This is a genomic window from Rudanella paleaurantiibacter (assembly GCF_009184635.1).
Classification (GTDB): domain Bacteria; phylum Bacteroidota; class Bacteroidia; order Cytophagales; family Spirosomataceae; genus Rudanella; species Rudanella paleaurantiibacter.
In genome coordinates this window covers 805,884-825,642 of record NZ_WELI01000002.1, presented here as the reverse complement: position 1 = coordinate 825,642, position 19,759 = coordinate 805,884, and the positions used below count along the sequence as shown (strand labels likewise).

15 protein-coding genes are annotated in these 19,759 nt (G+C 56.1%); 3 read left to right on the top strand and 12 right to left on the bottom strand.

Annotated features, from left to right (window positions below; all coding sequences use genetic code 11):
- Positions 1-83 precede the first annotated feature (83 nt).
- Positions 84-1,061: a radical SAM protein gene (locus F5984_RS08260; RefSeq protein ID WP_152123755.1), complete on the top strand. Its 978-nt coding sequence runs from the start codon at positions 84-86 to the stop codon at positions 1,059-1,061.
- Here the strand turns inward: F5984_RS08260 and F5984_RS08255 are convergent, their stop codons facing one another.
- Complete coding sequence (locus F5984_RS08255; RefSeq protein ID WP_152123754.1) at positions 1,062-2,162, bottom strand: T9SS type A sorting domain-containing protein; 1,101 nt, start codon at positions 2,160-2,162, stop codon at positions 1,062-1,064.
- 99 nt (positions 2,163-2,261) lie between these two features.
- On the opposite strand from F5984_RS08255, the gene F5984_RS08250 reads away from it, so the two are divergent.
- Entirely contained in the window at positions 2,262-3,074 is an 813-nt protein-coding gene (locus F5984_RS08250; protein WP_152123753.1) for an enoyl-CoA hydratase/isomerase family protein, read from the top strand.
- A gap of 67 nt (positions 3,075-3,141) precedes the next feature.
- On the opposite strand, the gene F5984_RS08245 is transcribed toward F5984_RS08250, so the two are convergent.
- From F5984_RS08245 to mnmD, 4 genes are all read right to left on the bottom strand, one after another.
- Positions 3,142-3,588, bottom strand: a complete 447-nt coding sequence (locus F5984_RS08245) for a nuclear transport factor 2 family protein (RefSeq protein WP_152123752.1) — start codon at positions 3,586-3,588, stop codon at positions 3,142-3,144.
- A complete protein-coding gene (locus tag F5984_RS08240) occupies positions 3,585-3,803 on the bottom strand; it encodes a PLDc N-terminal domain-containing protein (RefSeq protein ID WP_152123751.1) in 219 nt (72 codons plus the stop codon). The genes F5984_RS08245 and F5984_RS08240 overlap by 4 nt, the downstream gene beginning before the upstream one ends.
- 253 nt (positions 3,804-4,056) lie before the next feature.
- Complete coding sequence (locus tag F5984_RS08235) at positions 4,057-5,541, bottom strand: xylulokinase (RefSeq protein WP_152123750.1); 1,485 nt, start codon at positions 5,539-5,541, stop codon at positions 4,057-4,059.
- A 139-nt stretch (positions 5,542-5,680) separates the two neighbouring features.
- On the bottom strand, positions 5,681-6,352 hold the full coding sequence (gene mnmD / locus F5984_RS08230; RefSeq protein ID WP_152123749.1) for a tRNA (5-methylaminomethyl-2-thiouridine)(34)-methyltransferase MnmD: 672 nt from the start codon (positions 6,350-6,352) through the stop codon (positions 5,681-5,683).
- A 124-nt stretch (positions 6,353-6,476) separates the two neighbouring features.
- Between mnmD and F5984_RS08225 the strand changes: the two genes are divergently transcribed.
- On the top strand, positions 6,477-6,950 hold the full coding sequence (locus tag F5984_RS08225) for a DUF4293 domain-containing protein (protein ID WP_152123748.1): 474 nt from the start codon (positions 6,477-6,479) through the stop codon (positions 6,948-6,950).
- Positions 6,951-6,999: 49 nt separating this feature from the next.
- On the opposite strand, the gene F5984_RS08220 is transcribed toward F5984_RS08225, so the two are convergent.
- The 7 genes from F5984_RS08220 to F5984_RS08190 form a co-directional block, all read right to left on the bottom strand.
- Positions 7,000-7,632, bottom strand: coding sequence for a phosphatase PAP2 family protein (locus F5984_RS08220; protein WP_152123747.1), 633 nt, complete (start codon positions 7,630-7,632; stop codon positions 7,000-7,002).
- A 152-nt stretch (positions 7,633-7,784) separates the two neighbouring features.
- Complete coding sequence (locus F5984_RS08215; protein WP_152123746.1) at positions 7,785-10,220, bottom strand: 3-hydroxyacyl-CoA dehydrogenase/enoyl-CoA hydratase family protein; 2,436 nt, start codon at positions 10,218-10,220, stop codon at positions 7,785-7,787.
- 32 nt (positions 10,221-10,252) lie between these two features.
- On the bottom strand, positions 10,253-10,846 hold the full coding sequence (locus tag F5984_RS08210; protein ID WP_152123745.1) for a DUF6036 family nucleotidyltransferase: 594 nt from the start codon (positions 10,844-10,846) through the stop codon (positions 10,253-10,255).
- A complete protein-coding gene (locus F5984_RS08205; protein ID WP_019989002.1) occupies positions 10,847-11,317 on the bottom strand; it encodes a MarR family winged helix-turn-helix transcriptional regulator in 471 nt (156 codons plus the stop codon).
- 167 nt (positions 11,318-11,484) lie between these two features.
- On the bottom strand, positions 11,485-12,702 hold the full coding sequence (locus F5984_RS08200) for an MFS transporter (RefSeq protein WP_152123744.1): 1,218 nt from the start codon (positions 12,700-12,702) through the stop codon (positions 11,485-11,487).
- 111 nt (positions 12,703-12,813) lie between these two features.
- Complete coding sequence (locus F5984_RS08195) at positions 12,814-13,320, bottom strand: YdeI/OmpD-associated family protein (protein WP_185155447.1); 507 nt, start codon at positions 13,318-13,320, stop codon at positions 12,814-12,816.
- 69 nt (positions 13,321-13,389) lie between these two features.
- Complete coding sequence (locus F5984_RS08190; RefSeq protein ID WP_246168866.1) at positions 13,390-19,476, bottom strand: alpha-2-macroglobulin family protein; 6,087 nt, start codon at positions 19,474-19,476, stop codon at positions 13,390-13,392.
- Positions 19,477-19,759 lie beyond the last annotated feature (283 nt).

Sequence of the window (19,759 nt, the reverse complement as noted above, 5' to 3'; positions counted from 1 at the left end):
CAGCCGGAAGGGAGAAGGTAACATAGCAAAAGGAGTCATGTCCGTTTGCGCTGATGCCTTCTCCCTTTCCTTTCTCTCCGTTTATGCGTCTGGTCCGTCATCCTGTTTTGTGCAATTACTACGTTACGTATCGCTGCAATGCGACCTGTGGTTTTTGCGACATCTGGGAGCGGCCCTCGCCCTATGTGACCCCCGAAAATGTGGCCGAAAATCTCCGCGACCTGCGTCGGCTGGGCGTGCGGGTTATAGACTTCACAGGGGGCGAACCACTGTTGCACCGGCAGCTTGACGGTCTGCTGGCCGAAGCCAAACAGCAAGGGTTTATCACCACCGTCACGACTAATGGGTTATTGTACCCAAAGCAGGCTGAGCGGCTGCGGGGATTGGTCGATATGCTGCACTTTTCGCTCGACTCGCCCATTGCCGAAGAACACGACCGGCTGCGGGGTGTGAAATGCTTCGACAAGGTCATGGAGTCGATTGCGGTGGCCCGTTCATTGGGCGAGCGCCCCGATATTCTGTTTACGGTGTTCGAGCACAACATCGACCAGATTGGCGCGGTTTACGAAACCATCTGCAAGCCCAATAACCTCGTGTTGATTCTGAACCCGGTTTTTGAGTACAACGAGGTGGCTACCGGCGGGCAGTTTTCTGCCGAAAGCCTGCGCAAGCTAACCGAGTGGGGCCGCCGAAAGAATGTGTATCTCAACGATGGCTTTGTGCAGCTCCGGCGCGATGGCGGCAACCATATTGATAAGCCGGTATGCCGGGCTGCCAGTACCACGCTGGTGATTTCGCCTGAAAACAAGCTGGTGCTACCCTGTTACCACTTGGGTTTGCAGGAGTTTCCAATTGAGGGTAAGCTGTACGACCTGTATCGGTCGGCTGAGGTGCAGCAGTTGGTAGCGCTGGAAGGCCGGCTACCCCAATGCGAGGGTTGCGCCATCAATTGCTATATGCAGCCGTCGTTTGCCGTTGAAATCTCCAAATACTGGTGGAAAGCCCTGCCGAGTACGCTGAAGTACAACCGGATTAAAGGCACCTGGAAGTCGTTGCTCTGATTACTGTTTCAAGACCGTCCGGCTAATAACGCGCCCATCTACATTTGCTTTCAGAATATACAGGCCTGCGGGCAAGTTCCCAACCTCAAACGTGTGTGTATGGTCGCGTTGCGGGGTGGTAAGTTCGGCCGAAGCTACCGGATGGCCCGCGAGGCTGTAAAGGTGTACCGAAGCGGTTCGGGCTGCGTTGAGTCGAAGTTGTACCGTGAGCCGGTGCTGCATCGGGTTTGGCGACGCCCAGAATACCACCTCCGATTCGGGACTCGTGCCCGTAACTAAGCTATTCTCCGTGGCCGGTTCGTAAGGAGGGAGCGTGGTTGAGGCACCCCCTTTGTCCTGCACCCGTATCACCGTTTCGGCATAGGTTTCACCAATCTGTATTCCATTGCGCCACTCCCGAATCACCACGGCAACGCTGTATTGCCCGGCGCGGGTGGGGGCATCCCAAATTAGCCCGCCTGTGCGGCTGTCGAGTTTGTAGGTGCCAGCGCGGGCCACATCGTTCGGAAACTGGTAGGCATTGAGCCCCGTAGGAGCGGAGCAGCCGTTGCCAGTAGCCGCACTGAGTGGGCGCACAATGGCGTACGACAGGCTGTCGTTATCTGCATCCACAAAGCGAAACCGCAGGCTGGCGCGCTGGTTGGTGCTTACTTGCCAGAAATCGGCCGTAGGTTCAAAAGCAGGGCTTGCATTGCGAAAGTTTCCCGTGGCCTGAATGGTCGTAGATAACACAAAGGGGGCCTCTGCGGGCGGATTGGCATTGACGGTGGTCGTGCGGTTGAGTAGCTGGGTGGTTAGTCGGTACACGCCCGGCCCGGCATAGGTGTAGGAGGCCCGGTACACGTTTTCGGAGACGGCTGGGTCTATCAAACGCTGAGTGGCTCGCGCGAGGGTGATAGTGCTGCCATCGCCGAGGCAGAGGGGGATGGTGCTGGTCTCGGCGGTGCCCTGTGCGTTAGTTCTGTCCAGAAGTAAAACAACGGTGATCTCGTAGGTGTTGCCCGTGGTGTTTCGGGCCTGAATCTGCCCGCCGAGCAAATGCGAGGCATACGTTGGCAGGGTCAATGCGCAACACAAAGCCCATGTGGTAATCGTTTTCATGATGTGATAGGGATTGGGAAGGAAACGTTATGTTACTAACTGCCTAACCTATATCTTTCGTATAGTGACACTTCATTTGTTTGTTAATCGCTAAACACCATGCTTTATACCGCCGGGCAGGTTGCCCATTTTAACGAAATCCGCTTCCGTTACCTGCTAACTTCGGTCGATGATCATGTGCTGACCATCCGGCTCAATAGACCCGAAAAAAAGAACGCCCTGAGCCCGCTACTCCTCAACGAATTGGCCTTTGCACTCGCGTATGCCCACCACACGCTCAATGTGTGGCTGGTTGTGCTGGCGGCTGAGGGTACTGTTTTCTGCGCCGGTATGGACCTGAAAAGCTTGTCGGAAGGGGTACAGGAGGAATCCACGGTACCCGAGCCGTCGGGGCCGGTGCGGCTCGGCGAACTGATGGCGGGCTTACACAAGCCGTGTATTGGGCAGGTGCAGGGGCCGGTGCTGGCGGGTGGTTTATTGCTGGTGGCGGGTTGTACGCACGTAGTAGCAGCCGAGGAGGTCACGTTTAGTTTACCCGAGGTGAAGCGGGGGCTGTACCCGTTTCAGGTTATGGCCAGCCTACTCGAAATTCTGCCTCCGCGCACGGTAATTGACTGGTGCCTGCGGGCCCGAGTGGTATCGGCAGAGGAGGCTCATCGGCAAGGGCTGGTGACAGAGGTGGTTGCGGCCGGGCAGTTGTCGGTGGCCGTGCAGGGGCTGGTGGCCGAGTTAAAGGCATTTTCGCCCACGGCCATGCAGTTTGGATTACGGGCCTACCAACAGCTCAAAGGCTTGCCCCGCACCGATTGGCAGGCGTTTCTGCACGAACAGTTTAGGCTTATTCAGCAAACCCCCGACGCGAAAGAAGGAATGGCCGCTTTTTTGGAAAAGCGCGTGCCGAGGTGGGAATAAGAAAAAGGAGGAAGGGAGAGGGAATGGCTTGTTCTTTCCTCCCTTCCTCCCTTCTCCCTTCCTCCTTTTAATTACATTTCCGGCGGGTGTCGATGATTGCCTGCACTTTCCAGGCTCCGTTGATACGAACGAGCGTAAAGGCATTGGAGCCGCAGTGGCTTTGCTGACCGTTGTAATAAAACGAGTACGGCGTGAAGGCCGTGGCCAGATCACCGTCAAGTTTGACATCGTAGGTGCCCAGGCGCTCATCGAGTGCGCCCGGCTTGGCCTTTCCGACCGAGCTTACAAACTTGCTGAAATCATCGTCTTTTACCGATACCTGCCCTTGTCGGTTCAGTACGGTTTGTAGCCGGGCACCGGGCAAAACGGCGTCCTTCAACGCGGTCGAGTCGGCTTTGCGCATGGCATCAAAAAACTGCGTGATGGCACCTCGGACGGCCGTTTCATCGGCGGCCGACTGAGCAAAGGCAGGGGCTGCGGCCAACCCCAAAAAGAGTGTAAAAAGATGTTTCATGCGATGCGCTGGTTGCGCCCGATAATCAGATAAAGTAAGGGCCCGAAAAAGGGCAGAAACAGAATAACCAGTACCCATATCAGTTTGGTGGTCGAGTCCTGAAACGTAGCCTGAAGCGCATTCACCAAAACAAAAATGGGGAAAAGCAGAACGGTACCAACCACCAGAGCTATTATGGCGATTTCACTACTTCCAATACCTCCCAGAAAAACCATGTTGTTTGTGTTTAAAAGGTGTAATAAGAGTTTAGTGTCAGGCCCCTCAGAGAAAGCTAATTTCGTAGGATAAATAGCTCATCGGCAAAGGGATACGTTCGGGTCTGAACGGGCAGTGATTACTCGCTAAATATACACGATTTGTAAACAACTATCGGCGTATTGAGGACGAGAGGTATTGGCTATGTGATAAACGGCTGATGCCCGATACAGACAGACGGCATCGGGCATCAGTGCTAAAGGGCTAGTCGGTTTATGCCTGAGTGGGCAATGCCCCTAACCAACGTTCGTACGCTTCGCGGTACGCTGCGTGTGCACGGGCATCGGGCTCAATGGTTCGGGTTACGTGTAGCCCCGCAAAGGCTTCGGCGTAGTCTTTGTAGAGGCCAGCGCCAATGCCAGCCCCACGGGCGGCTCCCTGCGCTCCGTCGGTGTTGTACAGCTCAATGGTACAGCCGCTTAGGTTAGCCAGCGTGTCACGGAAAAGGGGGCTCAGCATCATGTTGGCTTCGCCCGCCCGAATCGTGCGTAGCCCTACGCCTACCTGCTGCATCACTTCCATGCCGTAGTAGAGCGCAAACACAATGCCCTCCTGAGCGGCCCGGAGTAAGTGCGACAGGCCGTGCCGGTTTAGTTGTAGTCCGTGAAACGACGCGCCCAGGTCCTGATTCGCCAGTACGCGCTCGGCACCGTTACCGAAGGGCAGGCAGCTCAAGCCGTCGGCGCCTACGGGCGCTTGCTGAGCCAGCTCGTTCATCTGGTTGTAGCTGATGCTTTTTTGCAGCAGCGTGTTGCGGAGCCAACTGTTGAGAATCCCCGTTCCATTCACGCACAACAGCACGCCATACCGCGGGGCTTCGGGTGTATGGCTCACGTGCAGGAAGGTGTTCACGCGCGACTGCGGGTCGTACTGAGCCGTATCGCTCACACCGTACACTACCCCCGATGTGCCGGCCGTAGCGGCAATCTGCCCCGGCTCTACCACATTGAGCGACAGGGCATTGTTGGGCTGATCGCCCGCGCGGTAGGTAACGGGTGTGCCAGCTGCCAGCCCCAGCTCGGCTGCGGCAGCGGCTGTTAGCTCGCCTTGCGGGGCAAAGGTGGGCCGGAGCGGAGCCATCAGCGACGCGTCGAACCCAAAATAGTTCATGAGCATATCGGCCGGTTGGCCGTTCTGGAAATCCCACAGGGTGCCTTCTGACAGCCCCGAAGCTGTGGTCACAATCTCGCCGGTCATGCGGGCGGCCAGATAATCGCCCGGCAGCATAAACTTATCGATCTGCGCGTAAACTGCCGGTTCGTTAGCCTTTACCCAGGCCAGTTTGGCGGCCGTAAAGTTGCCCGGTGAGTTGAGCAGGTGGTGCATAGTACGGTCGGCACCCAGCGCATCAAAAGCAGCTTTGCCGTAGGGCACAGCCCGGCTGTCGCACCAGATGATCGACGGACGCAGCACCTGAAAATTCGTATCGACTACGACGAGGCCGTGCATTTGATACGAAATACCGATTGCCTTCACGGCTTCGGGCCGAATGTTGGCCTGTTGCATGACCTTGCGCGAGGCCAGGCAGGCATTCTCCCACCAGCGATTAGGGTCTTGTTCGGCAAAGCCCGGCTCGGGGGCTTCAATTGCCATTTCGGTTTCGGGATAAAAAGCCGACGCCACTACGCCACCGGTTTCGGCATCGATCAGACATGCTTTGACGGACGAACTACCCAGGTCAAATCCGAGAAGATACATTTGGAGGAGGGGTTTAATTGGGGAAACGCCAGTGCCCCAACGCGGGAGGCTGTTTGGTATAACTACCCAAACAGCGGATAGTGTACCAGATGCAACCGATTGCTGGCAGTATTTATTCTGCGAAATAACGCATTTCGTGTTAGGCGGGCAACACCGCACGGAGTACCGCGCGTTTGTGGGCCGGGCCGGGGTGCTTTTCGACCTCAAAACCGGCCGAGCGGAGGTTACGCTGCACGTATCCCTTGGCGCAGTAGGTGGTCAGTAAGCCGCCGGGAACCAGCAAAGACGCCATATGGCTGAATACCTCGGGCGTCCATAATTCAGGCTGGCATCTGGTCGAAAAAGCATCGAAAAAAATGACGTGAAACGCCTGCGTGGCCCGAAAGTCCTCCAGCCGTATGAAGTGTTTGGTAAGGCTGAAAAAAGGGGTGATGAGCGTCCTTTTGGCCGAGGGAGCCTCGTGCAGGTGAGCCAAAGAATGGGTGCCCAGTAGTTGATCAAAATTGAGGGCGCTCGCGTCGGTGGTCGAGAGCGGATAGAGTTCAACGGCTTCGTAATCGACGGGGCGGCCCAGTTGCCCGGCGGTCTTTACCGTTAGTAAAGCATTCAGACCCGTGCCGAACCCCATTTCAAACACCCGAAGCGGCTGGTCCGAAAACCGCTCGAAAGCCGCCAGTAAGCCCAGTTCGATGTACACTCGTTCCGACTCCTGCCGGGCACCGTGTACCGAGTGGTAGTATTGGTCAATCTGCGCGTTGTACACCGAGTGTGAGCCATCGGCAGTGAGTACTAACCGGCTTGTTGTTTCCATAATCGTCGGTTTTAGGGTACTTTTGTTACGATAAAACGGGAGATAAGCACCGACCATTGGCGTCGTTGCTGTCAGGTATTCACTAAGCCCGGACTGGGCCCATTAACAATCATTTATTACGTTCATGCTTCAACGAATTCAAACCGTCTTTTTGTTTCTGTTAGCCTTAGCTATGGGGATTGCGTTGGCTAACCCGATCTGGGAAAAAGCAGGGGCTAACCCCTCCGACATGGCCCGGTTGACGGCTCTCGAATATTCAGAAAAGATAGGAGTTACCACCAATGTGTCGCCGGTTTGGTACCTGGGGCTGCTCATTCTGGGGGTGGTTGTCCTGTCTATTTTTGCCATTACTCAGTACCGCAACCGGCTCCGTCAGTCGATGATTTGCGCCGTAAATGCCCTGCTCATGACGGGCGTGATGGGCGTGGTGCTGTACACGACCTTGTATAAGGGCAAAGAGTTTGGCAACCCGGCCGACCAGGGTAACTTCCTGTTCGGGTTTTACGCCATTATTGCGGCTTTGGTGATGAATACACTCGCGAACCGGGCTATCCGTCGCGATGAGCGTAAAGTGCGTGAATCGGAGCGTTTCCGGTAGTCACAGGTTCCAACGCATCCGCAGCGTCGAGATTAGGGGGCAGGCCAGATTAGGCCGCCGTCTGGTTTCGGCGCTGTTTTTGTTTTTCCCAACCCCAGTACACCAGCACCGACGAAAGCACCCCAATCAGCGAACCCGCAAATACATCGACCGTGAAGTGCTGAAAGAGATACACGCGTGAATAGGCCACCAGTATGCCCGGAATGAGCAGTGCCCAGCCTCGGGCTTTGCGTTCATCGAATAGGGCAAGCAAGGTAAAAACCGCGAACGCTGAAATGGTATGTCCTGAGGGAAAGCTGTTGATAGTGGCCATATTCAGCCCTTTGATGACGTGGTACTCCCAGCCCGAATCGGCAAAAAAGAGCGCCGGACGCGGGCGACCATGAAATACCACTTGTTTCAGAAAGATGGACGTGAGCGACGAGACCGCAAAGCTGCCCAAAGCCAGTAGTCCGTGCCGTTTTGAGCGGATAAACAGCAGCAGGGCCATTACCACGAAGAAAACGCCATCGCCGAGGTAAGTAAAGTTCTGAAACAGAAAATCGGCCTCGGGGGTGTTACGAGCGTTGACCCACCGAATAAGCTGTTCCTGTGTGTAAAGGAGCTGAAGAATACCAACGGCCAGAAACAAAACGGCGTAGCTGACAAAGTAAGACCGGTTGTGGCGAAGAAGCTGAATCATGGGGCAAAAATAAGGGCTAAGCTTGTTTGGGCCTGAGAAGTTATCCGGAATAGGCAGATTCGTGTATCGCCTTCGAACCCTGTAACAACAAAAAAGACGGCCGTATGTACAACCGTCTTTCTGATTCCAATCTTTCAATCTTTAGTTGACCCTTAATTCCGCAGTGGCTTGCCGCCCTGCAACAGGCTCTGAATCCGCTCCAGCGTTTTCTTCTCACCTGAGAGCGACAGGAAGGCCTCGCGCTCCAGATCGAGCAGGTACTGCTCGGTTACGGTTTGCGGAGCACTCAAATCACCACCACAGATTACGTAAGCCAGTTTCTCGGCAATTTTCAGATCATGGTCTGAAATGTAATTGCCCATCCGCATGGCGGTAATACCTGCCTTGAACAAGGCAATGCCCGTTTTGCCCTGCACCTTGATGTCGGTGCGGGGTTTGGGTTGTACGTAACCGTTTTCAGCCAGTTCGATGGCGGCTTGCTTGGCCTCGGCAATCAGGCGGCTGCGGTTCAGCACAATCTGATCGGTGGGCCGGATGTAGTTCATCTCCTTCGCTTCCTGCGCAGAGGCCGATACTTTGGCCGTAGCAATGTTCATGAAGATGTTCTGGAGAATGTTCAGTTCCGGGTCGCCGGTTTGGTAGAGGTCGCTGGCGCGGGCGGCCATTTCTTTGGTGCCCCCACCGGCCGGAATCAGACCCACGCCCACTTCCACCAGACCCATGTAGGTTTCGGCATGAGCCACCACGCGGTCGGCGTGCAGGTTCAGCTCGCAGCCGCCCCCCAGTGCCAGCGTGTGCGGAGCACCCACCACCGGGATCGACGAGTACCGCGCCCGCATCATGGTTTGCTGGAACTGTGCAATCATGAGGTTGATTTCGTCGAACTCCTGCTCAATGGCGAACATGAACAAGGTGGCCAGGTTGGCACCCGCCGAGAACGCTTCCGTTGATTCGTTACCGATTACCAGACCCCGGAAATCCTTCTCCGCCGTGCTGATGGCCTTTTGCAGACCCTCAATCACTTCGGCTCCGAAGGTGTTCATTTTCGACCGGAACTCAAGATTCAGAATCCCGTCGCCGATGTCGTACAGGGCGGCTCCGGCGTTTTTCCAGATAATATTGTCCGAAAGGTTTTCCAGAATCGTGAACGACTCCGTTCCGGGAATCACCTTGTAGCTCTTCGTCGGGATGTCGTAGTATTTTTTCTTGCCGCCTTCCGACTTGTAGAAGCTCGTAAAACCAGCCGCCAGCATGTCGTATACCCACTGGGCGGGTTTCTTACCCTGCGCTTCAATTAGTTCAACGCCCTTCTGAACGCCAATAGCGTCCCAGGTCTCGAACAGGCCCAACTGCCAGCCAAAGCCGGTCGTAATAGCCGCGTCGATGCGGTACAACTCGTCCGAAATTTCGGGAATGCGGTGCGTGGCATACGAAAATCCGTCGGCAAATGTCCGGCGGTAGAACTCGCCCGCGTTGTCTTTGCCCGCCAGCAACACTGAGAACCGCTTGCGGAGGTTGTCGATGGCTTTGGTGCTTTCGAGTGTGGCGAATTTTACTTTCTGCGAAGGCTTGTACTCGAACGTTTTCAGATCGAGTGCCAGAATGGCCGTTTTGCCGTTCGCGTCTTTCGTCTTTTTGTAATAACCCTGACCGGTTTTGTCGCCCAGCCACTTGTTCTCCATCAATTTCTGCATCGACGGCGTCAGCTGAAACGACTCCCGCGACTCGTCGTGCTCCATCTTAACGAGGTTGTTGGCCACGTTAACCGTCGTGTCCAGACCTACTACGTCCGACAGCCGGAACGTGCCCGACTTGGGCCGCCCAACTACCGGGCCGGTCAGTTTATCGACTTCCTCTACGGTCAGGCCAAGCTCTTCGGCTACGCGGATGGTCTGTACCAGCGACTGAATACCCAGCCGGTTGGCAATAAAACCGGGTGTGTCTTTGCAAAGTACCGTCGTTTTGCCCAGATACAGGTCGCCGTAGCTCATCAGAAAATCGATGATGGCGGGGTCGGTATCGGGGCCGGGAATAATTTCGAGCAGGCGCAGGTAGCGCGGAGGGTTGAAGAAGTGCGTACCGCAGAAATGCCGCCTGAAATCCTCCGAACGTCCTTCGGCCAGCAGGTGCATCGGAATCCCCGACGTGTTGGAGGTAATCAGTGTGCCGGGTTTGCGCACGGCCTCTACGCGCTCGTACAGCGACCGCTTGATGTCGAGCCGTTCTACTACGGCTTCGATAATCCAGTCTTGCTGGCCGAGTTCTTTCAGGTTATCGTCGAAGTTGCCGAGCTTGATACGGCCCGCAAATTTGGGGCTGTACAAAGCCGCAGGCGATGCTTTAAGCATAGCCTGGAAGGCATCATTCACGATTCGGTTCCGAACGGCCGGGTTTTCGAGCGTCAGGCCTTTGGCTTCTTCGGCTGCATTCAGCGCGTTGGGTACAATATCGAGCAGCAGCACATCGAGGCCGATATTGGCGAAGTGTGCGGCAATGCGCGAGCCCATAATGCCCGAACCCAGCACGGCTACGCGCCGGATGGTCCGGTTTTTGGTTTGAGTGATTGGTTTTTGCAGGGTTGCTTCCATAGTTGCTGATTAGGATGGGGACACGGAGTGGTTCAATCGGTGTTTCTCTCGTTGTTTATTCTCTTAAGTTCTTCTACATCAGCCAGGTCCTTTAACCGGCCGGTTGTCTGCTTTTCTTTAATTAAATCATTCAGGTGAATGACCCGGAAGGGGACACCATCGAATGAGGCATTAACCGCCCGTTCGTAACAGGCATCAAAATCGAGTTCACCAAAGGCTTTGAGCGCATGGCCCATATCGAGCGTCAGCCCATGTTTGCCCGTAACAACGCTCGTCCAGCCGAAGAGCAATGGCGTATTTTTCAATAACTCGGCCCCGGCCACTTCATTTTCGCGTAGGGCCATAATTAACCGATCCTTATTGTCATCGCCAGTCTGAATCCAAAGGTCAAGGTCCTGCGTGGCCCGAATGTGACCATGAACAACACCGGCCAGCCCTCCTACCAGTAAGTATCGAACCTGATAGCGACTCAGGCTTTCAAAGAGCCCTTTTACATCGTCGCGACTAATATCCATGGGGCGCGGAGGGTTTAGCGGATTTGCACGGTACAGGCTGTTCACAACTTCCATAAGCCCGACAAATTGGGTCAGGTTACTCGTGGCGTTATGATTGTCCAGCGTTATCATTTACTCCAGCGTTAGTTCCTCGGTTTCGTTAGCCTTGAGCTTCTGGTTTTCCTCTTCTACGATGCGGTTAATGTCTTTGATTACGTCGAAAAACACCACCAGCTTGTCGAGCGGTATCCGTTCGCGAATCATCTGGTTGAACTGAATAACGCCTTCGCGAGCCATTTCCCGCCGACGGCGCCCTTCTTCGGTCAGCACAATCCGAACAAATCGCTTGTCGTTATCATCAATTTCCCGGCGCACCCAGCCCCGCTCTTCCAGACTTTTGAGCATACGGACTAAGCTACGCGGTTCCATCCCCAGCGTGGGCCCAATTTTAGTGGCTGGGGTGCCGTGTTCGGTATCAATATTCAACAATACATAGCCAATGGCCATGGTCATGTCGTACCGGGCTGCGTAGGCATTGTACATCCTGGAGATGGTATGCCAGCTCCATTTGATGTGAAAATCAACCGTTTTCTCCTTTTTCATGCTCGTCTGTATCGTGTCGCGGTGATTGTACAAAACTACGAATAAAGTGAGATAGTATGCAAGCATAATAATTTTCCTGCATGGTGGAGCGATGCCCGCCCGGCCAATGATCATAGCCGGTATTTTGGGCTTGGCACCCCAGCAGAGCATCGCTCCACTGTACACTATTAGACTTCGGCGGTTGCGGAGATGGGGGCGTCGATGGGCTGCACGGTCCGGGCAATGAAAATGCTGGCGAAAATGGCAACCATTGCCAAAAGCCCAACCAGCCAATAGTTTTGCAGTTGCCCATTGGGGCTTTTCTGAATAATGAGCCCTGCTCCGTACGTAGCCACCGACTGCATGAGTAGCTGTAACGACTGGTTGATGCTCATAAAGCCGCCCCGTTGCTGTGGCGTAACCACCGAAGCAGTCATGGCCTGCGTCGGAATCAGGCGGCCGTTGGAGAAGATGAAAAACAGCCCCGACACAAACAAAACGTAGGTCAGCGAAGCCGGTGGCATACTGGTGATCAGGTAAATGGGCAGCAGTGAGAGTACAGCAAACACCGTGAACACGGGCAGCTTACCGCGCTTGTCAGCGATTTTGCCCACCACCGGAGCCGAGAAAATAGTAAGAGCACCCCCCACGGCATAAATCAGGTAGAGGTTATTCTCACTGAAACCCACGTTGGCTACCAGATACGGCGAGATAAACGGAATAATGCTAAAGTGACCCAGCATGATGGTACCCGTGAGCCAGAGTGCCCGCAGCTGATTGGGGTTATGCCAGATGTTGGTAATTACCGAAAACGCATTGGGCCGTTGCTCGCCCCGCAGTAGGTGCCCGTCGAGGAGGGGTACGTAAGCCCAAACCAGCCCGATTACAAGCACGCCCATAGCCCCCACGGCCAGAAACGGTGCGTGCCAGCTAAATTCGGTGGCCAGATAAAGCCCGACCGGCACGCCCAACACCGACGCTACCGAAAAGGCCGTCATCACAATCGACATGGCCTGTGCCCGGCGCTCGTACGGAAACGTGTCGCTCACAATGGACAGCACCTGTGCGCCAATAATGCCGCCAAACATACCCGCTGCCGTGCGGGCCACCACCAGCAGGTTGTACGTAGGGGCCAACCCGCAACCGAGGGTGCCAATCACAAACCCGCTGTAGGCGATGAGTAAAATGTATTTGCGCGGAAAACGGTCGGCAAAAAACGAAAAGGCAAACCCCGAAATACCCGCACTCAGGCTGTAAGCCGACACGATAAAACTGAACTGCTGCGGACTGAGGTGGAAATAACGCATGAGTTGCGGCCCCATCGGCATCATAATCATGAAATCCATGATGTGCGTGAAATTGAGGCAGGCCAGAACCAGAAGCAGGAGTTTTTCGGAGCGCGACATAAACGGGGAACGTAGCTGTAAGTAAGACAAACGACAGCCCGAAAAAATTCGGTGGTGCCGTGGGCCTTGCCGGGTAAGGGCACTGCCCGGTTTTGGGACTCTGTCTGGTGGCTACTCCCGACTTTTGTAGTACCGTACCATCTCGTTGTACCCCATGCGCATCGACAGGCCATGAATGGTTCGGGCAATGCGGGTCGCTTTCGTTTCGGGGGTTTTGGCACTTTCGATCCAGCGCGAAAAGTAGTTCTGATGGCCGCGCGGCAGGGTCTGGAAAAAGGCGAGTGCCTGCGGGTCGTCTTCAAGGCAGGCCAGCAAATCGGCCGATTCGAGCTGCGGGTCGTCGTCGAACGCCAGTTGCACCTGTACCGAAGCCCCGGCTTCTTTCCGAATCTGTCGGCGCATGTTGGTATTGACGGGCAGAATAAACGTACCATCGCCCATCGGTATGAGTGCTACCGCTTTCAGAGGCAGCGCGTCGAGCTGCCCTTTCACCCGAAATGAGGTTTTCTGGCCCGGCCGAAGCGCTTCGGAAACGTCGAGGGGAATAGAGAAATAGGTCCAGCCAGTTTTTTCGCCTTTCGCCCCGAATTTTTCGAGCAAGGCCGTAAAGGTCAACACGGAGATACTACAGGTTTAGGGGATGAAGCCTAAAATTACCAAATCGACTCCAATCCCCTAACCCTGTACTTATCGAACGTTTACGCGGCCCCCGGCCGAGTGGGCCGTGAACTCAGGTGCGTAGAAACACTGAATGGTGGCGACGCCCGCCGTGAAGTTGCCCGGTTGCACCACGCGCAAGCCGTACTCAAACACGTGCGTACCCACGGGGAGCGCATCCAGAAAGAAATCGGTGCTGGCATCGCGCGGGGCTTCGTAGTAGCCAAGGCCGTTCTGGTATTTGTACCCCGACAAGGCCGCCACCGGCTCAAAGCCCGACGCCCGGCTGTCTTTCAGGTGTACATACTCCATCAGCCGGTCATTTTTAACCACCAGCCGAACCTTTATCTCGTCGCCGGGCTGAAGCACCGTTTTTTCGGTGACGGGCTCAATCACAGGGCCATTGGCGGTGTTGCGTTGCCGGTAAAGCGTTTTTTGTACCGATACCGAGGTTGTGCCACTTTTGACATTGTCGAGAGGCTCAAAATGCTGCCAGTACAAGGCGCCCCAGGCCGGTCCGTCGGTTTTCTTACTGATGGCTACTGTGCCCATCTCCGGCTTTATCTCGGCCGGGCTGTAGGTGGTTTTCTGGTAGCCCAGTACTGAGGTGGCCGTCGATTGAGCCATGCTGTTCAGGGGTTGCCCGCCTACGAGCACGGTAGTGGTAGCCCCCATATCGAGCGGCATCGATACACCGCCGACCCGGTTTTGTAACAGCGCGTTGACGGCTTCGGTGGTGGCTTTGGTGGAGGGCCACGCCTGGGTTTGTTTTTGTCGGAGCAACCACTTCAGCATGTTTTGCACGGCCGTTTTATCGTCGCCCACCGTGGCAAACGCTTCGATTAAGTACGCCTGTGTCTCAATTGGAGCCTGATACCAGGCAAAGCCCTGCTGGTTTTCGGGCCAGAACATACCCAACTCCTCCGACACCCTCGCCCGGTCTTTCAGCGAAGCCAAAATGGTACGGGCTGTTTTGGCCGTTTTGGTATCGCCGACCTGCCCGTTGCTCAGCTGGTGCAGAGCCACTACGGCCATGGCCTGCCCCTGCAAACTCTCGGTGAGCCAGTGCCGGTCTATTTGCTCAACCAGATACGAGCGCGTGGCCTCATCGAGCGGGAGGGCATTGGACGCCAAACTACGGGCGTACAGATAATGAATGGCAGGATACACCCATTGACTGGGTTTCTTTTCTTTCTGGCGCTCGGTTATCCAGCGTTTTATCTCGGTATCTGCAAACCGAACGGCTTTTAATTGCATACTCTGCAGGTCGGGGTCGGGTTTTACGGTGCCTGATTCGCTCAGACGCTGCATACGGCCCAAGTTGGTTAGCACGTGCAGAGTCATTACCGGGCTTGGCCGCATACCGCTGAACCACGCAAAGCCACCATTTTCGTGCTGAAGCTGTTGCAGTTTTGCGAGTGCCTGCCGTTGCTCGGTGGCGAGCCGGTTCTGATTGAACAACTCGCCCAGTTGGGCCGTGCGTTCGGTTTCAGAGCGGGCATTGGCCAGCCACGGGCTGTTTTCGAGGGTTACCGATTTAAGCTCAGGATTAGCCATGAGCGGGCTCTTGGGCGGGTTGGCTGCCCATTGGTCAACCACCCGCCGAAATTCCGGTCGGCTGCCTATGAGGTGTGCCGCCAGAAAGTTGGCGTACCAACGACTCGACAGTTGCTCGGCGTTTTCGTAGGGGCTTTCCATCAGGTAGGGCAGGCTTTGCAGGGCCGTCCAGATGGGGTTGCCCGTCACTTCGACCGTGAGTCGCTCGTGCCGAACGGGGCTATTGGGCGTCAGGCCCGTCAGTGCCGACAGGCTGAAGCTCCGGTTTTCCTGACCGTTCACCCAAAACGGCAGGGCATCGGTTACGAGCATCTGATTGGCCAACACAGGCACGCTGCGCTCTTCGACATCGGTAAACGACCCGGCCGTGGCCGACACCCTGAAAGCTACCGTTGGCAATCCCGTCGGTACACTAATGCTCCAGGTAGCAACCGTGCTGCCGTTGGGGCCCGCCGAAAACGAGACCGACGCGGTTGTAAGTGCTACCGATTGGCTCAACGGGGCATCGGTGAGGGCATCGAAGGCTTCGAGCCGGGCGGTGCCGTTGAGGGGCTTGTTGGTTAAATTATTGATACGGGCCGACAACGTCATTTTATCGCCTTCGCGCAGGAACCGGGGCGTATTGAGCGATACCATCAACTCTTTCTGCGTCACGACTTCGCGCGTCAGCAGGCCTGTTTTTAGGTCTTTCGTGTGGGCAAAGGCCAGTAGTTTCCAGCGCGTGAGAGCGTCGGGCATGGTAAACGTGAGCCGGATACGTCCGTCGGCGTCGGTCTGCACTTGCGGGAAGAAAAACGCCGTTTCGTTGAAGTTTTTACGGATAACAGGTGGTGGTCCGGTAGGGGTTTTCGGGTTGGCTGGTTCGGCCGTTTGGGGTGGCTGGGGGCTCGTTTTGGCCATTTTGCTCTGGGCCATATCGGCAGCCATCGCTACGGGCGCGTTCATCGAGTTGGCTATCTCAACGGTTCCTCTGGCCAGGCGCATACCCCGACCAGACGCATACGCGCGACCTTCCTGGCTGAGGAGAGTCGGGTATTCAATGGGGGCCAGGTAGTTGGGCGTGCGCGTAGACACAAAAATTGGGTTGGCCTGTAACGTGCCAAATCCGTTGAGCATCCAGTCGGCCCCGTTACCGTTGTAAGGCTGGTAAAACTGGGGGTTCCAGGTATGCTGCACAAATTCATCGAGCGAGGCATCGTACAACGCGGCTACGAGTTCGGCGGCTACTTTGTCCTGCCCCGGCCCGCCTATCCGAAGCGTCCACTCTTCGGGGGCGCTGGGCTTCAGTTTATCGCGAAATGTGAGCGTTTCGATGGTGAGCTGCTTGTTGGTAAACGGCACCTGAACCGGCAGATTCTCGGCGTAAATACGCCCTTGCTGCACCATAGTAAACGTAACCACAAAACCACCCCGCTGCCGCTCCGTCACGGGTAGTGTCAGGCGTTTGGGCGTTCCGTCGGTCCGAATCCACTCGTACCGTACCGGGCTTCCCTTTTCGTCAATGGCCATCAATACCCAGCCGGGTTGGGCATTCCCCACATAAAAAACCGCTTCCTGACCGGGCAGTACTTCGGATTGAGCCAACCGGGCCCACGCGTCGGGCCGGGCTGAGGATGTCTGCTCATCCACTACACTGAAATACTGTTGCTGCGTAGCCCGCTCGCCGGAGGCATCCGCAACGGAAACTTCGGCTACGTACTCGCCGGGGGGCAGGTCGCGCACCGAAACGGCGCCCGGTTGGGCTGTTTTTACGCGTTGCCGCGCCCATTTGGTCGGGTTGTCTTCATCGGCATACACATCGTTCGGGAACTGAGCCTTAAACTCGGCCTCGGTTAGTAGTCGACGGTCGGGGCGCTCCCACAGGCGTGGGCGTAGCGGCCGGGCCGGTGGGGTTAGCCGGGAAATAATCACTTCACCCTGCCCGATGGCTACCGTAAGACCAGCCTGATTGGTGGCTTTTACGGCAAATGTTTGGGCCTCGCCTTTCGACACCTGTTCGGGAATCGACAGGGTAGCCCGCAGGGCGGTATAGCCAATGTCGAGGGTCTGGGTAGTGCTCCGGGTTTCGCCCGTGCGGTCGGTTACGTCAAACGTAATTTCGTAGTGAAACGTGGGGTTGTCGCTACGCGGAATAGTTCGGTCGGGGGCGGCCACAAACCGAAGACTGACGACCCCGTTGGCGTCTGTTTTGGCTTCGCCTTGCGCAATTTCGGTGGGTTGAGCCGGTCGGGGTGGCCAGATACTCCGGCCCCAGAAACCCCCATCCCACGGCCACCACTGCCGCGATCGGGTGACCCGGTACCGCACGGTTGCTCCATCTACAGCCGCCCCGGTAAACGTCTGGGCTTTGGCCGAAACGCGCACGGTTTGCCCCAGCTTAATAGCTTGCCGTACCGAATCGGCTACGACGGCAAACGTGGGGCGTTTGTACTCCTCTACCTGAATTTGAGTTTGACCGTAAGGACTTACAACCGTCATTTGGCCCGAAAGCCGACCCACCGGAGCGGTAAAGCTGCCCGTAAACGAGCCATATGCGTTGGTAGTCAAGGATAAGCGGGTAAGCGTCTCGCCCTGATTATCCATGAGCGATAGTTCGATTGGCTCGTTGGCGCTGACTGCAAACTGATTGTCTTGCCCTGCATACACCAGACCTTTCACGTAAATGGGCTGACCCGGCCGGTAAATGGCCCGGTCGGTGAAGAGTACCGTCTGTTTGGTGGCAGACTGCGGTTGGGGTTGTTCGTACGCGTAGGTGTACTGAGTACCCGTGTACAGAACATCATTTCCCCGCGTAATCCGAAACCGGGTTTGACGGTTGTTGGGCTGGCTTGTTTTGGGCCAGATCACACGCCCATTGGCGTCGGTTTGCCGGGTTTCGCCGAACGTTTGCCGGGTTGTATCACCAAACGGCTCTGGGCTAATAACCAACTGCACATTCACCCCACTCAGTGGTTCGCCCGTTGTGCGGTCTGTCACAAATACCGATTGCGCGTCGGGACGGGTGTATGCCGATTCAAGGACAAAGCCGAGTTGCGAAACGGTCAGGAGGGCCGCCGAGAGGTACGGGGTTTGGGTCGAAATAGTGGGCGTTGTGGATACCAGTAACACATACTGACCGGTTGCAACGGCCTTAATCGGAATCTCAACGGCATGTTCGTTTAAATCACCATTGTCGGGCAGGCGGAAGTCGCCCTGGGCCGCGAGGGGCCGGGTCAGGAGCGTAGTCAGCCGCCGGTTGCGCCTGTCGCTGTCAGTACTAAAGTTCTCAAACGTGAAAAACTCGTTGGGCCGAATCTGATAAAGCCGGTAATACAGCATGGGCACGTTACGGTATTTCACCCGGCCCAGAAACGGCTTATTGGGTTCGTTAACAGCCGCTGTTTCTACCTGAAGGCTGGGTTGGGTCAGCTCGTTCAGTTCGAGGGTTGCCTGCTTGGCCGTCCGCGAAGTGGGGTATCGGCTGATAATCTCTTTGAAAAGGTCGGCCGCCTGTTTGGCTGCCCGCTGCGTAGTGGTGTCGGCAAGGGGCTCGTAGCGAGCGCTCTGCTCTTTTCGTAACAGGCCCAGGGTCAGGGTGTATTCAGCCTCTACGGGTTTACCTTTCCAGCGGGCCCGCTGTTGCTCCAGGCTCTTGGCAAACAGGGAGTCTTTATGGGCCAGGGTGCTGTACTGGCGTACAAACCGGAGCCGTTCGAGGTCGGCATCGGCTAAGGCTTCGGGCGTTTTGTCGGTTTGTTTCCCGTGAAACCGTAGCAAACGCTGGTAAGTCTGCAAGGCATACATCCGGCCGGTTTCGCCCGCGTTGGCCGGGGGCGTCAGCGTAAGAGCCGCAAATGTTTCGGGAGCGGCAAAGTAGCTGGGTTGATCGAGTTCAAAACGAAAAACGTTGTTCTGGGTCTCAAACTCGGTGTTTTCAAAAAAGTCAATGGCCCGATGCGCCAGTAGGTCGAACAGGGTAGGACGCAGGCGTTCGCCCTCGCGGGTGCCCGGCCGAATCACAACCTTGTACTCGGTTATTGGCGTTTGCTGCAGTTCGCGTTCGGCCGTCAGCGACGCCCGGTAAGCCTCCTGAGCGGCCCGCGCGAGCCGGGGCCCGTCCCAAGTGCTGATGTCGGTACTGTCGGCCGATGGGTTAGGGGCAGCTGTTTGGGTGCGGTTGTAAATCCGGTAGCGGTTTAGCTGGTAGAACGTCGCGTAGGCCTCACCCCGCAACGATTGCAGCACCGAGCGGGCCGGTTCGGGCGTTTGCCGGATGTCGGCTTCGAGGGCCTGAATATGCGTGGGCCACAGCGCCCGGTCGAGCCGCGCGAGCAGGTTGCCCCGCACCACGCTTGCTTTGGTCAATTGCGGATAGTTGCGGTCGGCGCGGGCCCGGTCATGGAGGGCGTTGGTTTGGGTAAGGGCCGTCTGGAATAATCCCTTTTGGGTAAGTGAATCCACTTGTTTCCAGGCAGCCTCGTAGGTCTTAGGCAATGGAATGGGCTTAGGTTGTTTGGCGAGGATAAAGGAAACCGTGAGCAACAGGCTAACGACTCCTATCAATATACGAAATTTTTGCATGGTAGTGCGTGTGTGAATGAGATGCTGTCAAAGGCCAAATTCCACGCGTTTGACCTCTTTTTATGCCTAAGGTTTAGTACCGGGGCTTGTAAGCCTTGCCAATGGCTCAGCCTGACCCTATTCAGAACGAATTTCGGCCACTAATCGGGGTAATTCGGTGCCGAGAGCAGAGGGGCGGTTACGGCCTTTACGTCTGTGGATAAGGGCCAGTCGGTCTATAAGACAAGAGTTCAAGTAGGGCAAATACAGCTAAAAAAGCCAACTTTTTCGCGTACAGATCTGT

Coding starts and splice junctions, on each gene's coding strand:
- F5984_RS08260 (WP_152123755.1), top strand. CDS start 84: ATGCGTCTGGTCCGTCATCCTGTTTTGTGCAATTACTACGTTACGTAT.
- F5984_RS08255 (WP_152123754.1), bottom strand. CDS start 2,162: ATGAAAACGATTACCACATGGGCTTTGTGTTGCGCATTGACCCTGCCA.
- F5984_RS08250 (WP_152123753.1), top strand. CDS start 2,262: ATGCTTTATACCGCCGGGCAGGTTGCCCATTTTAACGAAATCCGCTTC.
- F5984_RS08245 (WP_152123752.1), bottom strand. CDS start 3,588: ATGAAACATCTTTTTACACTCTTTTTGGGGTTGGCCGCAGCCCCTGCC.
- F5984_RS08240 (WP_152123751.1), bottom strand. CDS start 3,803: ATGGTTTTTCTGGGAGGTATTGGAAGTAGTGAAATCGCCATAATAGCT.
- F5984_RS08235 (WP_152123750.1), bottom strand. CDS start 5,541: ATGTATCTTCTCGGATTTGACCTGGGTAGTTCGTCCGTCAAAGCATGT.
- mnmD (WP_152123749.1), bottom strand. CDS start 6,352: ATGGAAACAACAAGCCGGTTAGTACTCACTGCCGATGGCTCACACTCG.
- F5984_RS08225 (WP_152123748.1), top strand. CDS start 6,477: ATGCTTCAACGAATTCAAACCGTCTTTTTGTTTCTGTTAGCCTTAGCT.
- F5984_RS08220 (WP_152123747.1), bottom strand. CDS start 7,632: ATGATTCAGCTTCTTCGCCACAACCGGTCTTACTTTGTCAGCTACGCC.
- F5984_RS08215 (WP_152123746.1), bottom strand. CDS start 10,220: ATGGAAGCAACCCTGCAAAAACCAATCACTCAAACCAAAAACCGGACC.
- F5984_RS08210 (WP_152123745.1), bottom strand. CDS start 10,846: ATGATAACGCTGGACAATCATAACGCCACGAGTAACCTGACCCAATTT.
- F5984_RS08205 (WP_019989002.1), bottom strand. CDS start 11,317: ATGAAAAAGGAGAAAACGGTTGATTTTCACATCAAATGGAGCTGGCAT.
- F5984_RS08200 (WP_152123744.1), bottom strand. CDS start 12,702: ATGTCGCGCTCCGAAAAACTCCTGCTTCTGGTTCTGGCCTGCCTCAAT.
- F5984_RS08190 (WP_246168866.1), bottom strand. CDS start 19,476: ATGCAAAAATTTCGTATATTGATAGGAGTCGTTAGCCTGTTGCTCACG.